The organism is Ruegeria sp. BB1 (genome assembly GCF_056539465.1).
Window position 1 is genome coordinate 572,117 of sequence record NZ_JBQFVB010000001.1, and the last position, 21,651, is coordinate 593,767.

Genomic DNA, 21,651 nt, shown 5'->3' on the forward strand with positions numbered 1-21,651 from the left:
AGGCCCGGGCTGTTCGGTTTTGCTCTGTCAGATGAGGATTTAACGGTAGTTAACCGTCTTCATCTCACCATCGATGACTTCGATTTCGCGGTATGCACCGGCGCTTTCGCCGGGGCCGATCAGCTCAACGCCCGAGGCGCCGACATAGTCGATGTCTTGGCCCGCTGCGAGGAGCTCCAGACCCTTGGCCAGCTCACCCGGATAGATCTTTTCACCCGGTTCGTTGGCAACATCCATGATCTTGCCGCCATAGTCCGCCGGGTTGCTGGAACCCGCCGCCTGCATGGCCAGCAGGAACAGCGCCGCTGCGTCATAGGACTCGGGCACGAAGATGGACGAGCCGTCAAAACCCTCGGCTTCGGCCATGGCAAAGAACGAATCCGCAGCTTCGCTTTTCGATCCTGGGGCCTGACCATACGAGCCGTTCAGATCCGGACCGACGTTTTCAGGCAGCGAGTCACCGATCATGCCACCCGGCAGACCAAAGGTGTCAAATGCGCCGCTGTCCAGCGAGGACTGAATGATGCCCAGACCGCCCTGATCCAGATAGCCCGCAACGACCAGAATGTCGCCACCTGCCGATGCCAGCGCGCCGACTTCGGCCGAATAGTCGGCTTTGCCGTCTTCGTGCGCGGCAACGATGGTTACCTCACCGCCCAGCGCCTCGAACGAGGATTTGATCGCCTCGGACAGGCCCTTGCCGTAGTCGTTGTTGGTATAGGTCAGAGCGATCGAGTTGACGCCGCGCTCTTTCAGGATGTCGGCCATGATTTCGCCTTCGCGCGCATCCGATGGGGACGTGCGGAAGAACAGGCCGTTATCTTCCATAACTGACAGGCCCGGAGAGGTGGCCGAAGGTGAGATCATGACCATACCGTTCGGCACGGCGACGTTTTGCAGAATGGCACCGGTTACGCCCGAACAGTCTCCGCCAACAAGGCCGTTGATGCCTTCGGCAACCAGACGTTCCGCATTAGCGGTGGCCAGAGCATTGTCAGCGCAGCCCGTATCAGCACGTACGGGCGTTACGGTGGACCCGTCCAGCAGTTTGCCGGATTCCGAAACCTCTTTCATCGCCAGCTCAGCGCCGGACGCCATTGCTGGCGAAAGCGATTCAATCGGGCCGGTGAAACCGAACATAATGCCCAGTTTAACGTCTTCGGCCATGGCGGTGCCGGCCAACAGTGCGGTTGCTGCGGTTGCAGTAAGCAGCTTTTTCATGTGGTTACTCCCAAATTGGAACGTGTTCGTTCTGGGCACGACCCTAGGCAAGCTGTTCGGAAAAGAAAAGTCCTCACGCAATTGTGTGGTTGCCACCTGAAGTTCTGATTGTTTTGTTGGGTTTGTCCCGTTTCTGGCGGCTGGCATGCTGCAGGTGGAGAGCTGAATGTTGAGAGTTTTCACGATTCTGTTTCTTGTCTTTAAGGCGGGGCTGCTCAGTGCCGACGTACTGCAAACTTCTTCTGGCCCTGTGCGAGTGACGCCGATGGTCGAAGGATTGGATGCCCCGTGGGCAATTGGTATTTTGCCGAACCAGGGGGTATTGATCACCGAACGGGATGGCAAACTGCTTTATGTTGCGGATGGGAAAGCCAAATCCGTCAAAGGTGTGCCCGACGTTTTGGCCAAAGGGCAGGGCGGTTTGTTGGACGTGACGGTCGCCCGTGATTTTAGCCAAACACGCGAGATATTCCTTACCTTTTCCAAACCACAGCGCGGCGGCACCGGAACGGCCCTTGCGGTGGCCCGATTGTCTGAAGGCGGTGATCGGCTGACCAACCTGCGTGTGATCTTCGAGGCTGTCCCGGGTGGTTCATCAGGGCGTCACTACGGTTCCCGCGTGGTGGAAGCTAAGGACGGAACTTTGTTCGTCACAATCGGCGACAGGGGGGAACGCCCCAAGGCGCAAGACAGGTCCAATCATAATGGCACGGTGATCCGCGTGAACCGTGACGGATCGGTTCCCGGTGACAATCCCTTTGTTCAGGCAAGCGGTGTGCAGCCTGAGATCTGGTCCTATGGCCATCGCAATCCGCAAGGGGCCGGTTTGGACGCAAGGGGCCGCCTTTGGATATCGGAACACGGGGCAAAAGGTGGGGATGAGGTCAATCTGGTTCAGCCAGGGTCGAACTACGGTTGGCCAGTCATCTCCTATGGCGTGCATTATTCCGGCGACAAAATAGGAGAAGGCACCGCGAAGCCGGGTATGGAACAACCAGAGCATTATTGGGACCCTTCCATCGCCCCTTCGGGTCTGATGGTTTATTCCGGCAAGCTTTGGTCGGACTGGAAAGGGGATATCTTCGTTGGGTCGCTCAAATTCGACTATATCGCGCGGCTGGCGGGATCGCCGCTGCGCGAGGTTGAACAGATCAAGGGCCCTGAAACGATTCGGGTGCGCGACATAGTCGAGGCCCCTGACGGGTCAATCTGGTTCATTTCCGTGGGTGAAGGGGCCGTCTATCGTATGACCCCTGAGTAACTTACACCGACAACCGGTCGCCCTGCGCTCCACGCTCGCGATAAGGCGTGGTATTGTAATGCGCCCGGTAGCATTTCGAGAAATGGCTGGGCGAGGCAAACCCGCAGGCCAGCGCCACATTGATCACACTCATATCGGTTTGCATCAACAAGTTGCGCGCTTTGTGCAGGCGCAGCTCCATGTAATACCGTTTGGGCGAACGGCTCAGGTAGCGGCGGAACAGACGTTCCAACTGCCGCGTCGACATGCCGACATCCTTGGCCAGAATCGAGGGTGAGATCGGTTCCTCGATGTTCTTTTCCATCATCAGGATGACCTGGCTCAGTTTCGGGTGACGCACGCCAATCCGAGTTGGTGTCGATAGACGCTGGGTGTCTTGGTCGGTGCGGATCGAGGAATAGATCATCTGATCCGCAACGGCATTCGCCAAATCCTCGCCGAAGTCATCAGCAATGATTTTAAGCAGCAGGTCGATGGAAGACGTGCCACCTGCAGTCGTCATCCGGTTGCCGTCGACGATAAAGACGGACTTGGTCAGTTCAACCTCGTCGAATTCCTCGACAAAGCTGTCGGAGTTTTCCCAGTGAATGGTTGCGCGTTTGCCATCCAACAGCCCGGCCTTGGCCAAAGTATATGCCGCTGTACATAGGCCACCGATGCGCAAGCCGCGCCTTGCCTCGCGGCGCACCCAGTTCAACACCTTCTTGGTGGTCGCCGCCTGAACGTCGACCCCACCGCAGATCATGACAACATCGTCGCGCTGCAGCTCAACCAGGTCTGAATCCAGCGCAAAGGTAGTTCCGGCCGAACAGCTGACTGTTTCGCCACCTTCACCCATCAATGTCCACGTATACAGCGTTTTGTCCGCCATACGGTTGGCTATACGCAGGCTGTCCAGTGCCGAAGCAAACGACAGCAGAGAAAATTTGTCCAAAAGGACAAATACGAAATTGCGGGAGTTGGCCGCAGTGTCTTCCACCGTGACAACTTGGCGTTGCTCTTGCATGGCGAGGTGTCCTTGATTCGGCGCCCGGCGACTTTTTGTCCGACGTCAGATTTGGCAGCCACCTTGATCAAAGCTTGTTTGCTGCGTCAAGAGGGCCAAATCGTATATGGTCAGTCTTCAATGCATTTTGTATAGAAGCAACCTGAATACTTCAGCGGAGATCAAAGCTATGACTGAATGGCAAAAAACGAACTGGCGCAACAAGCCCCGGGTTCAAATGCCAGACTATACCGACGCGGCCGCGCTGGCCAAGGTCGAGGCGCAGCTTTCACAGTATCCCCCGCTGGTCTTTGCGGGCGAAGCACGGCGTCTAAAGCAACATTTGGGTGCCGCCGGTCGCGGCGAGGCCTTCCTGCTACAGGGCGGGGATTGTGCAGAAAGCTTTGAACAATTCAGCGCGGATGCGATCCGTGATACGTTCAAGGTGATGCTGCAGATGGCAATGGTTCTGACCTATGGCGCCAAGGTGCCGGTGGTTAAAGTGGGCCGCATGGCCGGCCAATTCGCCAAACCGCGCAGCGCCCCGACCGAGGTGGTGGATGGCGTTGAGCTGCCCAGCTACCGTGGTGACATCATCAACGAACTGGCCTTCACACCCGAAGCACGGATTCCGAATCCGGGTAAGATGCTGCAGGCCTACACTCAGGCGGCTGCGACCCTGAACCTTTTGCGCGCTTTCTCGACCGGTGGTTTCGCCGATATGAGCATGGTGCATTCCTGGACTTTGGGCTTCACCGATGTACAGGACGTGCAGAAATACTCGGAAATCGCCGACCGTATTCAGGACACTATCGACTTCATGGGCGCGGCGGGGATCACGGCGGACACCACGCATGAGTTCTCGACCGTTGAGTTCTACACCAGCCATGAAAGCCTGCTGCTGGAATACGAAGAGGCGCTGACCCGTCTTGATTCCACCTCTGGCAACTGGCTGGCCGGTTCGGGCCATATGATCTGGATCGGTGACCGCACCCGTCAGCCGGACGGGGCGCATGTAGAATTCTGCCGCGGCGTCCTGAACCCGATTGGTCTGAAATGTGGTCCCTCGACCACGGCAGAAGACCTCAAGGTTCTGATGTCCAAGTTGAACCCGGAAAACGAGGAAGGTCGCTTGACCCTGATCGCGCGCTTTGGTGCGGGCAAGGCGGGTGAGCATCTGCCGCGTCTGGTCAAGGCCGTCAAGGAAGAGGGCGCCAAGGTCACATGGGTCTGCGACCCGATGCACGGCAACACGATCAAATCGGCGACGGGCTACAAAACCCGTCCGTTTGATTCAGTCCTGCGCGAGGTGCGCGACTTCTTTGGTGTGCATCAGGCCGAAGGCACCATCCCTGGGGGCGTGCATTTTGAGATGACCGGTTTGGACGTGACCGAATGCACCGGTGGGGTGCGTGCCGTGACCGAGGAGGACCTCTCGGATCGTTACCACACTGCGTGCGACCCGCGACTGAACGCGACGCAATCGCTGGAACTGGCCTTTTTGGTTGCGGAAGAACTGACCAACCTGCGCCGTGATCGCAACAAACGTGAAGCCAGCTAAGACTTGCTGTCTTTAAGGTTAAAAGGCGGGCTGCACTGGCCCGCCTTTTTTGTCAGTCGTCCCGTGACGCAACCAGTCGTAGATGTGATCCGGGTTTCTTGAATTCTGCTTGCTCTTCCGCAAACCCGGCCGAGATTTGCTGCGCCGGTTGTTGCGGTGCCTGAACGTCTGAAACAGCCCGCACTCTGGTGTCGGGGATTGAGAAACGGCGAGGCGTCGCGCCAATTGCACCGTCGGACATCATGACACCCAACACGCGGCTGACATCGCCAAGATCGCTTTTCAGGGGCAACAGGATCATACGTGCCTGCAACTGGCTGCGGCCCAGTTTACCGGCGGCGACCAATCCAAGCTCGGCAATTGCCGGCTGGGCAAAGACCTGCTCTAATACGTCCGATATCTGGCCACGAGCGCTGGGTTCGAAAAACGCGGTTAACGGCATGCCGCGCACTTCCATGCCTGCCAGCTGTGTTAGATGGCTTCCAGCCAGACGAAACCGGGCCAGACCGGGCGCGATACGTTCCAGAATGAAAGTGTATTCCAGAACGTTCTCAAGCCCGCGCGGATCGATCTGCGCACGTTTGGGGACACCGTCGCCGGTTAACAGCGCGGTCCAGTATGCCTCGACCTGTCGGATGGGCGAGAGGCTGCGCCCGCTGTCAAAACGATCCATTGCGACGATCTTTCCAGAGTTCGATCTGAACCTGTTACCGAAAAACGTTTTCATTTACATCACTCTAGTGTCAATCGCCCGTCATTTATCTAAAATTCCAGATATCGGGACCCTTCAGGTCCGATCATCCCTGACCAAAGCCAAATTGACACGAGTTGAGTCAATTTTGGAGGAATTCTTTAATGAATGGTTAACTTCTGGGCGAAGGCCGAAAACCAGCAAACTCTTGCCCTGCGCCCGCCGATGGCATTAGGTGCGACAACCGAGCAGACAAGGACAGCCAACATGATCAGATCCATGACCGGATTCGCCGCAGGCAAAGGGGCGTATGGACCGCATAGCTGGACGTGGGACCTGCGCAGCGTGAACGGCAAGGGTCTGGACTTACGGCTGCGCATGCCCGAGTGGCTGACCGGGCTTGAAACCGCCTTGCGTGGCCAGCTGTCCAAATCACTGAGCCGGGGAAATGTCACCTTGTCCTTACGGTTAAGCCGCGAAGAAACTGCCCCTGATCTGGTTCTGAATGAAGACGCCATGGGCGCGGCACTTGCTGCGCTGGCCCGTACGCAGGAAATGGCGGCAGAAAGCGGCGTCGCGCTGGCACCTTCGACCGCGGCGGACCTGATAGGGCTGAGAGGAATGTTAGAGGCTGGCAGTGAAGTGGACGACCCCGCGCCTCTGGTCAAGGAATTGACGAACGAATTTGCCGATCTGTTGGCAGCTTTCGTCGACATGCGCCAGACAGAAGGCAAGGCTCTGGCAGACATTCTGGACGGGCAGCTTGCTCAGGTCGCCGACTTAACGGTGCAAGCGGCCGAGCTTGCAGAACAACGCAAGGACAAGACCGCCGAGGCATTGCGCGAAAATCTGGCCCGTGTGCTGGACAATGCGCAAGGGGCTGACCCGGACCGGGTCGCGCAGGAATTGGCGCTGATCGCGGTCAAATCCGATATCACCGAAGAAATTGACCGCCTGAAAACGCATGTGAACGCCGCACGCGATCTGCTGTCGCAGGATGGGGCCGTGGGGCGCAAGCTGGATTTCCTGATGCAGGAGTTTAATCGCGAGGCCAACACGCTGTGTTCAAAGGCGCAAAGCGCCGAGCTGACCTCGGTTGGGCTTGAGCTGAAGGCCGTAATAGATCAGATGCGCGAACAGGTGCAAAATGTTGAATGACGATGGGAACAACTGACATGGCAGATCGCCGCGGCCTACTTATCATCCTGTCTTCGCCTTCCGGGGCGGGGAAATCCACTTTGGCCCGCAGGCTTATGGCCTGGGATGAAGGTCTGGAGTTCTCGGTTTCGGCCACGACCCGAGCACCTCGTTCGGGCGAAGAACACGGACGGGAATATTACTTTTTGTCAGAGGATGAATTCAGACAGCAGGTTGCCAAGGGTCAGATGCTGGAACATGCGCACGTGTTTGGGAATTTCTATGGCTCCCCGGCAGGCCCGGTGCAGGACTCGATAAATGCGGGCCGCGATGTTCTTTTTGACGTGGATTGGCAGGGCGAGGTTCAGATCCGCAATTCGGATCTGGGTAAGCACGCATTGTCGATTTTCATCCTGCCACCCTCGATCCCCGAATTACGCCGCCGCCTGGAAACCCGCGGGCAGGACAGCGAGGACGTGATCGCCAAGCGGATGCTCAAAAGCTGGGATGAAATCAGCCACTGGGGCTATTACGACTATGTGCTGGTCAACGATGACCTGGATACAACCGAGGAAAAGCTGAAAACCATCGTCAGCGCAGAGCGTATGCGCCGTATCCAACAACCAAGACTGCAAGACCACGTACGCACCTTACAGAACGAATTTGAAGGTTTGTCATGACCATCTATGCCTTGGGCGAACACGCACCACAGATCCACGACGATACTTGGGTTGCACCCGATGCCAACTTGATTGGCAAAGTAGTGCTGGAAGAAGGAGCCTCGGTTTGGTTCGGCTGCACCATCCGCGCTGATCATGAAGAGATTCGCGTTGGCGAAGGCAGCAATGTGCAGGAAGATTGCATCATGCATATCGACGCCGGTTATCCTCTGACCATCGGTAAGAATTGTACCATCGGCCACAAGGTGATGCTGCATGGGTGTACGATCGGGGAAAACACGCTGATCGGCATGGGAGCCATCGTGTTGAACGGGGCAAAGATTGGTAAGAATTGTCTGATCGGGGCAGGGGCCTTGATCACTGAAGGCAAGGAAATCCCCGACAACTCGCTGGTCATGGGAACGCCGGGCAAGGTCGTGCGGGAACTGGACGAAGCCGCGGCGCAGAAAATCACGCTCAGCGCGTTACATTATCAACAGAATATGCGCCGGTTCCGTGACGAGATGAAGCCTGTGTCCTAACTTGCCGGGAAGGGTCTGAAGAATGTCAGACGACCTGCTTGCCGAATTTGTCTCGGCCATTCCGATGCCGGCTTTGATGGTCGACCAGACCGAACGGATCATTGCCGCCAATGACGATGCCAAAACCCTTCTGACGCAGAATATCGTCGGTCGGCATTTCGCGACGATTCTGCGGCAGCCTGGGGTGATTGACGCAATTGAACAGTGCCTGCATACCAATGGTCCGGCAAAGGCGCGCCACCTGTCCAATGACGGAGCGCAGGACACCACGTTCGAGGTCGAATGCCGTTATCTGAACGGTGTAGGGGCGGTGTCCGGCGGTGCCATGCTGGCGACTTTCCAAGATGTCTCGCATGTCGAGCAGGCCAGCCAGATGCGGCGGGATTTCGTGGCGAATGTCAGTCATGAGTTGCGCACACCGCTGACAGCGTTGATGGGCTTCATCGAAACGTTGCGTGGTCCGGCGCGTGATGACGCCGCCGCGCGCGCGCGGTTTCTTGAGATCATGGCCGACGAAGCCAATCGTATGAACCGATTGGTGGGGGATCTGCTGTCACTGAACCGTGTCGAAAGCGAAGAACGTGTGCGGCCCAAAGATCAGCTTGAATTGACGGGGCTGTTGCAATCAACGCTGAACTCACTGCGCCCGCTGGCCGAGAGTGCCAACGTCGAGGTGAGCTTGAACGCGCCAGAAGGGCCTGTCTCGCTGATCGGGGATGGCGACCAGCTGCGTCAGGTCTTCACCAACCTGATCGAGAACGCCATCAAATACGGTGGCAGTGGGGGCAGCGTCGACATTCGGGTGGAATCATCCGAACGCGATTCCGTCATGCGTGGTCCGGCTGTCAGGGTTTTGGTCAGTGACAAGGGGCCCGGCATTGACGCGATACACCTGCCCCGCCTGACCGAGCGATTCTACCGCGCCGACAGCCACAGATCGCGACAACTGGGCGGAACCGGGCTGGGCCTTGCGATTGTAAAACACATAATCAACCGCCATCGCGGGCGTTTGCGGATGCAAAGCGAAGTTGGAAAGGGTTCAACCTTTACCGTAATATTGCCGCGATAACAAAAGCTTGCCAGACGTGGTCTGCCTGTCATGTAAAAAGCGCATTGCAGCTTTGCGTTCCAACGTCCTGTTTTCATGCGATCTGTCATAAAGCTGTTACATACCTGTCACAAAAGGCTTACGCGCGACTTTTAGACGTTGGCGCAAGATCATCATGGGGATGATCACAAACTGATATGATCAAGGAGACTGGAATGTCCTTTGTAAAACTGTCGGCTTCGGCGCTTGCTATCGCTGCCGTATCGGCCACCGCTGCTGCTGCGCGTGACCAGGTTCAGGTTGCGGGTTCTTCGACCGTGCTGCCCTATGCTTCGATCGTTGCAGAAGCCTTCGGTGAAAACTTTGACTTCCCGACACCAGTAGTCGAGTCGGGTGGTTCGTCTGCGGGCCTCAAGCGGTTCTGCGAAGGTGTTGGCGAAAACACCATCGACGTGGCAAACGCATCGCGCGCGATCCGTGAAAAAGAGATCAAAGCCTGTGCCGAAAACGGTGTGACCGACATCATCGAAGTGCAGATCGGTTATGATGGCATCGTGTTCGCCTCGGACATTAACGGCAACACGTTCGAGTTCACGCCGGAAGATTGGTACAAAGCCCTGTCCGCGCAGATCGTTGTGGACGGCGAGCTGGTCGACAACCCGAACAAAACCTGGGCCGACGTGAACCCGGATTTCCCGGCGCAACCCATCGCAGCCTTCATCCCGGGCACCAAGCACGGCACCCGCGAAGTGTTCGAAGATAAGGTGATCCTGGCCGGTTGTGAGCATCTGGGCGACTTTGACGTCTACAAAGCGGCCAACGGCGACGACAAAAAGGCGGCTGAGAAAGCCTGTATCGCTCTGCGCACCGACGGCGTTTCGGTCGACATCGACGGCGACTATACCGAGACCCTGGCGCGCATCGATAGCAATAAGGACGGCATCGGCGTCTTTGGTCTGGCGTTCTACGAAAACAACACTGACAAGCTGCAGGTTGCAACCATGTCAGACGTTGTTCCGTCGACCGAATCCATCGCATCGGGCGAATACCCGGTGTCGCGCCCGCTGTTCTTCTACGTGAAAAAAGCGCATATCGGCGTGGTTCCCGGCCTGAAAGAATATGCTGAGTTCTTTGTCGCGGATGAGATTGCAGGCCCCGATGGCCCGCTGGCCGAGTACGGCCTGGTCTCTGACCCGGAGCTGAGCAAGGTTCAGGAAACCGTTGCAAACGAAGCCGTTCTGGGCGGTGGTTCCTAATCCATATCGAAAACCGAACCGGGGCGTTTTCTTCACGCCCCGGTTCTTTTTGGCTCCACTCACTGCCATCCTCACGGAGTTCTCATGGCGTTATCCTGGCTGTTGCTAATCCTGCTTGCGCTGGCAGTGATCGGATATTTCACGGGCCGTTCCCGAGCCCTGGCTAGCGCGGGGGGTAACGCCCGCGAACTGCATTCGTTGCCGTCTTATTACGGCTACAATGTTGCCTTTACGGCGCTTGTTCCGGCCTTGGGCGTACTGATCATCTGGCTTTTGGTGCAGCCAATGATCATCGACAACGCAATATCCGGTTTGATCCCTGACAACGCGATCGCCGAAGGGTCGGATCGCGGCCTTGTTATGAGCGAGGTGCGCCGCGTGGCTGACGGCCTGAACGGTGCTGTTGCCGCTGGCACGATGACCGAGGCACAAGCGCAGAACGCGAATGCGGATATTGATACACTGACCGCGGCCCTGAAGGACGCGGGCCAGGTTCTGACGCAAGATATCACCCAGCCAATCTTGATGGCCGCTCAGAAATACCGCAGCATGACCAGCAGCGGGTCTGTGGCGATGCAGGTCGTAGTGCTGGCGCTGGCCTTGTTGGGTGCGGCCTTTGCTTATGTTCGCACGAATAAGGAATTCCGCGCGCGCAACGTGGTCGAGCAAGGTGTTCTGGCCTTGCTGCTACTGGCTGCGTCGATTGCTATTCTGACCACCGTAGGCATCGTCTTGTCGATGTTCTTCGAGACGCTGAACTTCTTCCAACTACACTCGTGGAAAGACTTTTTCTTCGGCAGCACCTGGGCCCCGAATTTCCGCGGTGGGAGTGAGCTGTCGATCCTGCCGCTTTTGTGGGGTACGCTCTATATCTCGCTGATTGCGCTGTTGGTGGCGGTGCCGATTGGCCTGTTTGCGGCTGTGTATCTGTCAGAATACGCCTCGACCGTGACGCGGTCGGTCGCGAAACCTTTGCTGGAAATCCTCGCGGGTATTCCAACCATCGTTTACGGCCTGTTTGCCTTGCTGACCGTGGGGCCTGCGCTGGTGTCCCTGTTCGGAAATGGCGGCGCGTTGGGGCTGGGGTGGATGGCAAGTTCCAATGCCGTTCTGACCGCTGGTTTGGTGATGGGCATCATGCTAATCCCGTTTGTCTCATCGCTGTCTGATGACATCATCAACGCGGTGCCGCAGTCGATCCGGGATGGCTCGCTTGGACTGGGCGCGACGAAATCTGAAACCGTGCGTCAGGTGGTTCTGCCCGCCGCGCTGCCGGGGATTGTGGGCGCGATCCTGCTGGCCGCCAGCCGCGCCATTGGTGAGACGATGATCGTGGTGATGGCCGCCGGTGCAATCGCCAAGTTCTCGGGCAACCCGTTCGAGGCAATGACCACCATTACAACCCGGATCGTCAGCCAGCTGACCGGCGACACCGACTTTGCCAGCCCCGAGACTCTGGTGGCCTTCGCACTGGGTCTGACACTGTTTATCATAACGCTGGGGCTGAACATCTTTGCCCTCTACATCGTACGCAAATACCGGGAGCAGTACGAATGACCGATATTTCCCAAACACCTGGCGCTGCTCCTGCGGCGAAACCCAAGGGCGGTTCGCTGTTTGAAAAGGACGCGCGCACCAAGCGGCGCAATGCGGCTGAAAGTCGGTTCAAGATGTACGGTGTCGCCGCAATCGGTATCGGGTTGCTGATGCTGGTCGTGCTGGTCACGAATATTGTGACCGCTGGGACCGGGGCCTTCCAGCAGACCTATCTTGAACTGAATGTCGAGCTAAAGGCCGACAAGCTTGATAAGAAGGGCAACCGCAATATTGAGGACATCAAGAAGGTTTCGACCTTCGGTTACGCGCCCCTTATTGCATCGGCTCTGGAAGCCGAAGTTCAAGAGCTGGGCATTCAGACCGATCTGAAACCCAAGGCAATGGGTAAAATCCTGTCCAAGGCAGCGCAAGCCGAGCTGCGCAATTACGTCATCGCCAACCCAGATGAGATCGGCAAAACGGTCAGTTTCCGCTTTTTGACCAACAGCCGCGTCGATGGCTATTTGAAGGGCCGTGTCACACGTGAGTCGATTGCCAACGATAAGAGCATCACGGTCAAACAACTTGATTTCGTTGATCAGTTGCGGGATGCGGGCGTGCTGTACAAAGCCTTCAACCCTGATTTCATCTTTGGCTCGGACGCATCTGATCAGCGGCCCGAGGCTGCGGGGATCGGTGTATCGATGCTGGGTTCGCTGTTCATGATGTTTGTGGTGCTTGCGCTAGCGCTTCCGATTGGCGTTGCCGCCTCAATCTATCTTGAGGAATTCGCACCGCAGAACCGACTGACTGACATCATTGAGGTAAACATTTCGAACCTCGCTGCCGTGCCGTCCATCGTGTTTGGTATTCTGGGTCTGGCCGTGTTCATCAACTATATGCACCTGCCGACATCCGCTCCGCTGGTCGGTGGTCTGGTGCTGACGCTGATGACCTTGCCGACGATCATCATATCGACCCGCGCGTCGCTGAAGGCGGTTCCGCCGTCGATCCGTGATGCAGCGTTGGGGGTAGGGGCCTCGAAAATGCAGGCGGTGTTCCATCACGTTCTGCCTCTGGCCGCGCCCGGCATCTTGACTGGCACGATCATCGGCCTGGCGCAGGCGCTGGGGGAAACCGCACCCCTACTGCTGATCGGAATGGTGGGCTTTATCGCCTCGAACCCACCGGATGGCATCGTCGCTGGCTTCCTGTCGCCAAACTCGGCCATGCCGGCGCAGATCTATGAATGGTCCAAGCGAGCCGACCCGGCCTTTTATGAACGCGCATGGGGGGGCATCATCATTCTGTTGATCTTCCTTGTGACAATGAACACCATCGCGGTACTTCTGCGCCGCCGCTTTGAACGCCGCTGGTAAAAGGGGCCCAAGATGAACCAGATGACAAGTGTGGAGAGAACCGTGGACTCCAAAAACATCAAGATCGCCGCGAATAACGTTCAGGTCCATTACGGCGATACGCACGCCATCAAAGACGTGAATGTTGAAATCGAGGACAAAACCGTCACGGCATTCATCGGGCCGTCGGGCTGCGGCAAGTCCACTTTTCTGCGGTGCTTGAACCGGATGAACGACACGATCGACATTTGCCGGGTGCAGGGCGATATCCTGCTGGATGGCGAGGATATCTATGACAAGCGCGTCGACCCAGTACAACTGCGTGCAAAAGTGGGCATGGTGTTTCAGAAACCCAATCCGTTCCCAAAGTCGATCTATGACAACGTGGCCTACGGTCCGCGCATTCACGGTCTTGCGAAAAACAAGGCGGAACTGGATGAAATCGTGGAAAAATCCCTGCGCCGCGGTGCGATCTGGGACGAGGTAAAGGACCGCCTGGACGCCCCTGGCACCGGCCTGTCCGGCGGTCAGCAACAGCGCCTGTGCATCGCCCGCGCTGTGGCGACGGAGCCCGAGGTTCTGCTGATGGACGAGCCATGCTCGGCCCTGGACCCGATTGCAACCGCTCAGGTTGAAGAACTGATCGACGACCTGCGCGCGCGCTATTCGGTGGTGATTGTCACTCACTCGATGCAGCAGGCCGCACGGGTCAGCCAGAAGACCGCATTCTTCCATCTGGGCAATCTGGTGGAATTTGGGGAAACCGGGCAAATCTTTACCAATCCCGTCGATCCTCGCACGGAAAGCTACATCACCGGCCGGATCGGCTGAACACAGGTATTCAGATATGAGCGAACAACATATTGCATCCGCCTTCGACCGCGACCTAGAAGCCATTCAGGCCCATATCATGAAGATGGGCGGTCTGGTCGAAGCCGCCATCATGAACTCGGCCCGGTCCCTTGAAACACGCGACGAGGAACTGGCTCAGCAAGTTCGTCAAGGTGACAAGGCCATCGACGCTCTGGAAGAGTTGATCAACGAAGAAACCGCCCGCCTGATCGCGCTGCGTGCGCCGACCGCCAGCGATTTACGTCTGGTGCTGTCAGTTCTGAAGGTATCTGCCAACCTGGAACGCATCGGCGACTATTCCAAAAACATCGCCAAGCGCACCACGGTTCTGGCCAGTGGGGGGGATATCAACGGTAGCGCGGCTGCCTTGCGTCGTATGGCGCGCGAGGTTGAGCGCATGCTGCGCGACGCACTGGACGCATATATTCAGCGTGATGCCGAACTGGCCGCCGAGGTGATCGACCGCGATGAAGAGGTCGACCAGATGTATAACGGTCTGTTCCGCGAATTGCTGACCTTCATGGCCGAGGACCCGCGCAATATCTCGTCCTGTATGCACCTGCATTTCATCGCCAAGAACATCGAGCGTATGGGTGACCACGTCACCGCGATTGCCGAACAGGTCGTGTATTTCGTCACCGGCGAGCGCCCGACCGAGGCGCGCCCGAAAGCCGATATAACCTCTCAATCCGCCTAGGAGTTCAGACGAATGTCCGCTGATCAACCAACCGTTCTGGTGGTCGAGGATGAACCGGCCCAGCGTGAAGTGCTGGCCTATAACCTCGAAGCTGAAGGGTTCCGCGTATCCAAGGCCGCCAATGGCGACGAAGCCATGCTGTTGGTCGATGAGGAACAGCCTGACATCATCGTATTGGACTGGATGATGCCGAATCTCAGCGGGATTGAGGTCTGTCGCCGTCTGAAAATGCGCCCTGATACACGCGCTATTCCGATCATTATGCTGTCGGCGCGTACGGAAGAGATCGACAAGGTGCGCGGTCTGGAAACCGGCGCAGATGATTACGTGGTCAAACCGTATTCTGTGGTAGAACTAATGGCGCGGGTGCGCACGCAACTGCGCCGGGTCCGCCCGGCAACTGTTGGTATACGTCTTGAATTTGACGACATCATTCTGGACGCGGAAACGCACAAGGTCAGCCGTAACAGCAAACCATTAAAGCTTGGCCCGACCGAGTTTCGCCTGCTGAGCACATTCATGGAAAAACCCGGCCGCGTCTGGAGCCGCGAGCAACTGCTTGACCGGGTTTGGGGCCGCGATATCTATGTCGATACGCGCACCGTAGACGTCCATATCGGTCGGTTGCGAAAAGCGCTGACGCAGCATGGCGGCAAGGACCCGGTTCGAACCGTTCGCGGCGCCGGTTACGCTCTGGGTTGAAGGTCGGGGCAGGGGTATGAGTTTTGCTCATAGTCAGATGCCAAACTCTTACTGTCTTTTGCTGAAAGGCCGGGTTAGTTTGCCGCGAAGCTGATTGAGCGGAGAAGCACCATGAACGCCCCTGACACCAAGCCAACTCTGCGCGCCAAAGATGCGCCTGATATGGGTAAATTCACATGGGATGATCCTTTTCGTTTGTCCGATCAACTGACGGAAGACGAACGTATGATTACCGCCAGCGCCAACGCTTATGCGCAGGAAAAATTGCTGCCCAGGGTGACCAAGGCCTATCAGAACGAAGAAACCGACCCCGAGATTTTCCGCGAAATGGGTGAAATGGGCCTGCTGGGCACCACGATCCCCGAGGAATACGGCGGACTGGGGGCAGGGTATGTGTCCTACGGTCTGGTCGCGCGCGAAGTCGAGCGTGTAGATTCGGGCTATCGTTCGATGATGTCGGTGCAAAGCTCATTGGTGATGTACCCGATTTATGCCTATGGCAGCGAAGAACAGCGCCGGAAATACCTGCCGAAACTGGCCAGCGGTGAATGGATCGGGTGTTTCGGTCTGACCGAGGCTGATGCAGGATCGGATCCGGCCGGTATGAAGACCCGGGCCGAGAAAATAGACGGCGGATACCGTTTGACCGGCAGCAAGATGTGGATCTCGAACTCTCCGATTGCGGATGTGTTTGTGATTTGGGCCAAGTCAGACACCCATGACGGAAAGATCCGTGGCTTTGTCTTGGACAAAGGTCTTAAGGGACTGAGCGCTCCGAAAATTCAGAACAAGCTGAGCCTACGGGCGTCGATCACCGGCGAAATCGTTTTGGACGGCGTCGAGGTCGACGAAAACGCGCTGTTGCCGCATGTTCAGGGGCTGAAAGGTCCGTTTGGCTGTTTAAACCGTGCGCGTTATGGCATCAGCTGGGGCGTGATGGGGGCGGCTGAAAACTGCTGGCACGCCGCGCGCGAATACGGGTTGGATCGAAAACAATTCAATCGTCCGCTAGCGCAGACGCAGTTGTTTCAACGCAAGCTGGCAGACATGCAGACCGAAATCTCATTGGGTTTGCAGGCAAGCCTGCGCGTTGGCCGTCTGATGGACGAAGCGAATGCCGCACCCGAGATGATTTCGATCGTCAAGCGCAACAACTGCGGCAAAGCGCTGGATATCGCGCGGATGTCGCGGGATATGCACGGCGGTAACGGTATCTCGCTGGAGTTCCATGTCATTCGCCACATGGTCAATCTTGAGACTGTGAATACCTATGAAGGGACCCATGATGTGCATGCGCTGATCCTGGGGCGGGCTCAAACCGGGTTGCAGGCATTCTATTAAGGTTAGCGTGTAATTAGTATTATGGTAAAAATATGATATGCCTGATATGCAAATTACACCATTTTAACAATGGATTACGACGGTTCACTGAACCGTCGTTTGAATAAGCTGAATGGAACTGCGCGGAAAAACTGTGGTTGTCACCGGTGCCGCTCAGGGTATTGGCAAAGGTTTGGCTGAGCGGTTCGCCAAGGACGGTGCCACTGTTGTCTGTTCAGATATCGACCTGCGCGGCGCAAAATCCGTGGCCTCACAAATCGGAGGTCACGGACTGGCATGCGATGTGTCGAGCGAAGACGATATCAAAACTCTGATCAACACTGTTGAAAACGAAATTGGACCCATTGATCTTTTCTGTGCCAATGCCGGTATTCTGACACTTGGCGGTCTGGATGTTCATGACCAGAATTGGGATCGCATCTGGAAGATCAATGTCATGTCCCACGTCTGGACTGCGCGCCATATGGTGCCGCGTATGGTTGCGCGTGGCGGTGGTTATATCATGATCACGGCGTCTGCGGCTGGCTTGCTAAATCAACCCGGCGCCGCACCGTATGCCGTCACAAAGCATGCGGCAGTCGGATTTGCCGAGTGGCTGTCAATTACATACGGCCAGAAAGGTTTGCGTGTGTCCGTTCTATGCCCACAGGCGGTTCGCTCCGAAATGACGCGCGGACATGAAACTTCGGTCGCTGCAATAGACGGCATGTTAGAGCCTGAAGAAGTGGCTGATGCCTGTCTTTCAGCTATTCAGTCCGAGCAATTTCTGGTCCTGCCGCATCCCGAGGTTCGGGATTACATGCAACTTAAAGCTGGTGACTACGATCGCTGGCTGTCCGGAATGCAACAGCTAAATCAGAGGTTTATCGAAGATACCTAAGGTTTGTGCCGCACCTTGCGCATCAAACCTTCCTGCGCCACCGAAGCGACCAGTGTGCCGTCTTGGGCATAAATGGACCCACGATTGAAATTACGTCCCTGCCCGCTCCAGGGAGAATCCATTGCGTATAGATGCCAGTTTTCGAAATGTATCGGCGCGTGGAACCACAAAGCGTGATCCAGGCTTGCTCCGTTGACGTCTCCGGCAAACCAACTAAGCCCATGCGGGCGCAGGCCGGACGTCATCAGGTACATGTCAGACGCATAAGCCAGAATCAGATGCTGCGTCACCGGATCAGTTCCGGCGGCAGCTTTCATGCGAAACCAGATCTGGTTTCGGTCGTCTGATTTTTCAGGCGCAAATGGGTTATGATAGTCCACCTCGCGCACCTCGATTGGACGTTCTCGCAGCAGTTCGCCGCGTAATTTTTCGGGAACTTGGTCCACGTATCTTTGGCGCAATTCCTCGCGGGCCAGATAAGCTTCGGGTGCTTTGGTCTGCGGCATGGCGTGCTGGTGATCCCATCCTTCGTCCTGAACATGAAACGAGGCTGACATGTTGAGGATTTGTTTACCGTGTTGGATCGCAACGACGCGACGTGTGGTCATGGAACCTCCATCACGCGCTCTATCAACTTGATAAATAACAGGAATAGACGGATCACCAGCGCGAATGAAATAAGCGTGCAGTGAGTGGCACAGGCGATCTTCGACAGTTCGATAAGCCGCTGCTAGGGCCTGAGCGATCACCTGACCTCCGAATATGCGTGTTGGTGTTTCACCTCCGGATCCTGTGCCACGGAACAGATCAACCTCAAGCCTTTCGATGTCCAAAAGGTCAAGAAGAATACGTTCTGCTTCGGTCATGTTGCGGTCTCCGGGTGTTTTAAGTCTTGGGTATCAGCGGTCAGAACGTCATTCAATCAATGCCCCGAGGACAAGCGCCTTTAGCTCTGCCCGCGATGGGTATGAACTGGAGGGTGACAACTGGGTGAAGAAGACTGTGGTCAGGTCGTTGACCCGGTCGATCCAAAAGTATGTCGACGCCATTCCGCCCCAGCCAAAATCCCCCAATGAGCCTGGCACACGGGTTCGACCGGGGTTTATCACCACAGCACCGCCCAAGCCGAATCCGGTACCCTCCATTGGCTGTTCTGCGAAACTTTGCGGACCCATCGCGGCGATGTCGCCTGGCAAATGGTTGCGCATCATGTAGTCCACAGTTTTGGGACCTAAAATGCGGTGTCCCGCGCCCTGCCCGCGATTTCGCAACATCTCCGCAAACCGTGAATAGTCGTCGATCGTGCCAACCAAGCCGCCGCCACCCGAAAACGTCGTAGCGTTTTCGAACGGAGACCCTTTGGCCTGATCAACCAGCCGCAGGGTCTCGGCACCGGTTTGTGCCGAATTCAAGGCCATCGCGTCCCCGGCCAACGGAGTGTACAGCGACGCAAACCGATCCCCTGCCCCTTTTGGCACTGAAAATCCGGTGTCCTTCATTTCAAGCGGTTCAAGAACTTCCGTCGCGAAAAACTGATCCAGGGTTTGGCCCGAAACAACCTCGATCACGCGGCCAATAACGTCGATGCCCACGGAGTATTCCCAGCGAGCCCCCGGTTGGAACGCCAGAGGCAGAGCAGCGAGGTCGCAAACGCGGTCGGCCAAAAGACCCTGATCTGGTTTGAACATAAGGTCCTGTTCATCCATCGCTTGTGGCAGCACTCCGGGGTTGAAGGGATAGCTGAACCCACTTGTATGCGTCAGGAGTTGATGCAGCGTCGGCGTAGGTGCGTCTTCGGTTTGATCTAGCCGCGCGGCCCCCGGAATCAGTGCCTGCATTTTGGAAAATTCTGGCAGAAATTCTGATAGTTGCGCATCGAGGTGAAACAAACCCCGCTCGGCCAGCATCATCAGAGCGACAGTGGTGATCGGTTTGGTCATTGAATAAATGCGCACAACTGTATCGCGCTGAAAATCCAGATCATCTTCAACGCTTCTTTTGCCGCAGGCGTTGAAAAACACCTCGGAGCCCTTGTGTTTCACCAACAGGGAACTGCCCGCGTATTTTCGCTCTTCGACATAACGCTGCATCCAGTCGGCAATGCGGCTCAGGCGGTTCGTGTCGAAGTTTGTCATTGATGAATAACCCTTTGGTACATGGGCGCGATCTTGCGGGCTTACGTGCTGAATTGACAGGGAAATCGACCACACGGACTGCAAGCCTGTTACACTAAGGTCGTAGCGGATTCGCTTGTCACGAGTTGGTTCATTTCCAGTGTTCAAATTCTCGGAGGAGCAACATGGCGCAACATATAGATTTCGTTTATGATTTTTGCAGTCCCAACGCATTTTTGGCGTTTAAGACCTTGCCGGACTTGGCAGGCGAACACGGTGTGCAGGTGAACAATGTGCCGGTCCTGCTGTCGACGGTTTTCAAGGTGACCAACAACCAAAGCCCGTTTCAGGCCTTTTCGGAAAACCGTCAGAAATCGGCCTATCTGACTCATGATCTGCATCGATTTGCTCGCACGCGGGGCCTGAGCTTTCACATGAGTCCTCATTTTCCGATTAACACCAAATTTGCCATGCGTGGGGCTGTGTTTGCGTCCGGAAAACCCTGGGAAGACAAATATATGAACGCTGTTTTCGATGCGATTTGGGTGCATGGTCAGAAGGTCGATGAACTGGGTGTTCTGTCGGAAATCATGCAAGAGAACGATCTGCCAGCGCGTAAAATACGCGAGGCGATGACCAGCGTCGACATCAAGCAACAATTGAAAGACCAGACCAAGGCTGCCGTAAAACGCGGTGTGTTCGGCGTTCCCAGCATGTTTGCGGGGTCCGAGATGTTCTTTGGCAAAAATAGCCTTGGAAATCTTGGGTTGGAGCTGTCAAAGACGCCTTAACCTTCTATCGCGACCAGCCCGTGGCGTGCGAACATCGGAACATACGACCCAAGGATCGTCGCCCGTTTCGGATCGGATGCATTCCCGTCCTGCGCGCGTTTGAAGACCCCCTGCAAAATCGCGGCCATACGAAAGAAGTTGAAGGCCAGATAAAACCCGAAATTGTCGATCCCGGAAAGGCCACGACGCTGGCAATACTGATCGATAAATGCCTGATCTGAGGGCAGGCCTAGACTTGCCCGATCAATTCCTGCCAGACCCCTGCCCTCGGCACCCGGCGGCATCTGCCACTGCATGATCACTGCCGCCAAATCTGCATACGGATGCCCGATCGTCGACAATTCCCAATCCAGAACCCCGATGCACTGTGTGCCGTCTTTCTCAAACATCAGATTGTCGATACGGTAATCACCATGCACAAGCGTTCTTTGGCCGTCATCTGCGGGTATCGAACCTTCAAGGGCGGTCATCAGCGCATCTATCTCGGGGATATTTGCGGTCTCAGAGGCGCGATACTGTTTGATCCAGCGCGCAATCTGGCGTTCAAAGTAGTTTCCGGGCGGGCCATAGTCAGATAGTCCGGCGGCATCGATATCCACCTCGTGGAGGGCGGCCAGTACACGGTTCATTTCATCCAGCACGGCGCTGCGAGTGGCATCGGTTTCCCCGCTCAATGTAGGTTCTAGAAATACGCGCCCTTCCAGATGCTCCATAACATAAAAATCCGACCCGATGACATCGCCATCCTCGCACAGCAGGTACATTTTCGGGACCGGTACGGCACTGTTGGCCAACGCGCTTTGAACACGGAATTCCCTATCCACCGCATGGGCAGATTTCAATAACGCACCCGGAGGCTTGCGACGCAGAACATAAGACTGATCGGGGGTCTTCAGCAAAAAGGTCGGATTGGATTGCCCTATCGCAAACTTTCTCGCCTGCAACGGCCCACAATAGCCCGGAAGATGCGACTTGAGGTACGCATCGACAGTTGCCAGATTCAAACTCGTGCTGTCCAT

General features: G+C 56.5%; 21 protein-coding genes. 15 read left to right on the top strand and 6 right to left on the bottom strand.

Annotated features, from left to right (window positions below):
* Positions 1–39: 39 nt before the first annotated feature.
* A complete protein-coding gene (locus ACR0AL_RS02900) occupies positions 40–1,221 on the bottom strand; it encodes an ABC transporter substrate-binding protein (RefSeq protein WP_170348728.1) in 1,182 nt (393 codons plus the stop codon).
* A 166-nt stretch (positions 1,222–1,387) separates the two neighbouring features.
* On the opposite strand from ACR0AL_RS02900, the gene ACR0AL_RS02905 reads away from it, so the two are divergent.
* Entirely contained in the window at positions 1,388–2,482 is a 1,095-nt protein-coding gene (locus ACR0AL_RS02905) for a PQQ-dependent sugar dehydrogenase (RefSeq protein ID WP_480646668.1), read from the top strand.
* Between the two features lies 1 nt (position 2,483).
* On the opposite strand, the gene ACR0AL_RS02910 is transcribed toward ACR0AL_RS02905, so the two are convergent.
* Entirely contained in the window at positions 2,484–3,488 is a 1,005-nt protein-coding gene (locus ACR0AL_RS02910; protein ID WP_170348726.1) for a GlxA family transcriptional regulator, read from the bottom strand.
* Between the two features lie 169 nt (positions 3,489–3,657).
* Here ACR0AL_RS02910 and ACR0AL_RS02915 point away from each other — a divergent pair, with 169 nt between their 5' ends.
* Positions 3,658–5,028 carry a class II 3-deoxy-7-phosphoheptulonate synthase gene (locus tag ACR0AL_RS02915; RefSeq protein ID WP_170348725.1) on the top strand — a complete coding sequence of 457 codons (1,371 nt, stop codon included), beginning with the start codon at positions 3,658–3,660 and terminating at the stop codon, positions 5,026–5,028.
* 52 nt (positions 5,029–5,080) lie between these two features.
* Here the strand turns inward: ACR0AL_RS02915 and ACR0AL_RS02920 are convergent, their stop codons facing one another.
* On the bottom strand, positions 5,081–5,701 hold the full coding sequence (locus ACR0AL_RS02920) for a PAS domain-containing protein (protein ID WP_170348724.1): 621 nt from the start codon (positions 5,699–5,701) through the stop codon (positions 5,081–5,083).
* A gap of 285 nt (positions 5,702–5,986) precedes the next feature.
* Between ACR0AL_RS02920 and ACR0AL_RS02925 the strand changes: the two genes are divergently transcribed.
* The 12 genes from ACR0AL_RS02925 (at position 5,987) to ACR0AL_RS02980 (ending at position 17,727) form a co-directional block, all read left to right on the top strand.
* Positions 5,987–6,877, top strand: a complete 891-nt coding sequence (locus ACR0AL_RS02925; protein ID WP_480661902.1) for a YicC/YloC family endoribonuclease — start codon at positions 5,987–5,989, stop codon at positions 6,875–6,877.
* Between the two features lie 17 nt (positions 6,878–6,894).
* Positions 6,895–7,536 (top strand): guanylate kinase, encoded by a 642-nt coding sequence (gene gmk, locus ACR0AL_RS02930; protein WP_480661904.1) that lies wholly within the window; start codon positions 6,895–6,897, stop codon positions 7,534–7,536.
* Positions 7,533–8,057: a gamma carbonic anhydrase family protein gene (locus ACR0AL_RS02935; protein WP_170358490.1), complete on the top strand. Its 525-nt coding sequence runs from the start codon at positions 7,533–7,535 to the stop codon at positions 8,055–8,057. The genes gmk and ACR0AL_RS02935 overlap by 4 nt, the downstream gene beginning before the upstream one ends.
* Positions 8,058–8,079: 22 nt before the next feature.
* The gene (locus ACR0AL_RS02940; RefSeq protein WP_170358488.1) at positions 8,080–9,126 is read left to right on the top strand and encodes a sensor histidine kinase; all 1,047 of its coding nucleotides are present in this window, start codon (positions 8,080–8,082) and stop codon (positions 9,124–9,126) included.
* A gap of 194 nt (positions 9,127–9,320) precedes the next feature.
* Complete coding sequence (locus ACR0AL_RS02945; RefSeq protein WP_480661906.1) at positions 9,321–10,361, top strand: substrate-binding domain-containing protein; 1,041 nt, start codon at positions 9,321–9,323, stop codon at positions 10,359–10,361.
* A gap of 84 nt (positions 10,362–10,445) precedes the next feature.
* Positions 10,446–11,918, top strand: coding sequence for a phosphate ABC transporter permease subunit PstC (pstC, locus tag ACR0AL_RS02950; RefSeq protein ID WP_480661908.1), 1,473 nt, complete (start codon positions 10,446–10,448; stop codon positions 11,916–11,918).
* The gene (pstA, locus tag ACR0AL_RS02955) at positions 11,915–13,276 is read left to right on the top strand and encodes a phosphate ABC transporter permease PstA (RefSeq protein WP_480661910.1); all 1,362 of its coding nucleotides are present in this window, start codon (positions 11,915–11,917) and stop codon (positions 13,274–13,276) included. The genes pstC and pstA overlap by 4 nt, the downstream gene beginning before the upstream one ends.
* 12 nt (positions 13,277–13,288) lie before the next feature.
* The gene (pstB, locus tag ACR0AL_RS02960) at positions 13,289–14,086 is read left to right on the top strand and encodes a phosphate ABC transporter ATP-binding protein PstB (protein ID WP_170375357.1); all 798 of its coding nucleotides are present in this window, start codon (positions 13,289–13,291) and stop codon (positions 14,084–14,086) included.
* Positions 14,087–14,102: 16 nt separating this feature from the next.
* Positions 14,103–14,804 carry a phosphate signaling complex protein PhoU gene (gene phoU, locus ACR0AL_RS02965; protein ID WP_058281268.1) on the top strand — a complete coding sequence of 234 codons (702 nt, stop codon included), beginning with the start codon at positions 14,103–14,105 and terminating at the stop codon, positions 14,802–14,804.
* 12 nt (positions 14,805–14,816) lie between these two features.
* On the top strand, positions 14,817–15,506 hold the full coding sequence (gene phoB, locus ACR0AL_RS02970) for a phosphate regulon transcriptional regulator PhoB (RefSeq protein WP_170348715.1): 690 nt from the start codon (positions 14,817–14,819) through the stop codon (positions 15,504–15,506).
* A 111-nt stretch (positions 15,507–15,617) separates the two neighbouring features.
* Positions 15,618–16,847, top strand: coding sequence for an acyl-CoA dehydrogenase (locus tag ACR0AL_RS02975; RefSeq protein ID WP_480661912.1), 1,230 nt, complete (start codon positions 15,618–15,620; stop codon positions 16,845–16,847).
* Positions 16,848–16,959: 112 nt separating this feature from the next.
* The gene (locus tag ACR0AL_RS02980) at positions 16,960–17,727 is read left to right on the top strand and encodes an SDR family oxidoreductase (RefSeq protein ID WP_480661914.1); all 768 of its coding nucleotides are present in this window, start codon (positions 16,960–16,962) and stop codon (positions 17,725–17,727) included.
* Here the strand turns inward: ACR0AL_RS02980 and ACR0AL_RS02985 are convergent.
* The gene (locus tag ACR0AL_RS02985; protein ID WP_480661916.1) at positions 17,724–18,593 is read right to left on the bottom strand and encodes an acyl-CoA thioesterase; all 870 of its coding nucleotides are present in this window, start codon (positions 18,591–18,593) and stop codon (positions 17,724–17,726) included. The genes ACR0AL_RS02980 and ACR0AL_RS02985 overlap by 4 nt on opposite strands.
* 48 nt (positions 18,594–18,641) lie before the next feature.
* Positions 18,642–19,862: a serine hydrolase domain-containing protein gene (locus ACR0AL_RS02990; protein ID WP_170348711.1), complete on the bottom strand. Its 1,221-nt coding sequence runs from the start codon at positions 19,860–19,862 to the stop codon at positions 18,642–18,644.
* Between the two features lie 164 nt (positions 19,863–20,026).
* On the opposite strand from ACR0AL_RS02990, the gene ACR0AL_RS02995 reads away from it, so the two are divergent.
* Positions 20,027–20,632: a 2-hydroxychromene-2-carboxylate isomerase gene (locus ACR0AL_RS02995; RefSeq protein WP_170348710.1), complete on the top strand. Its 606-nt coding sequence runs from the start codon at positions 20,027–20,029 to the stop codon at positions 20,630–20,632.
* Here the strand turns inward: ACR0AL_RS02995 and ACR0AL_RS03000 are convergent.
* Positions 20,629–21,651 carry a phosphotransferase family protein gene (locus ACR0AL_RS03000; protein ID WP_480661918.1) on the bottom strand — a complete coding sequence of 341 codons (1,023 nt, stop codon included), beginning with the start codon at positions 21,649–21,651 and terminating at the stop codon, positions 20,629–20,631. The two genes, ACR0AL_RS02995 and ACR0AL_RS03000, sit on opposite strands and share 4 nt — an antisense overlap.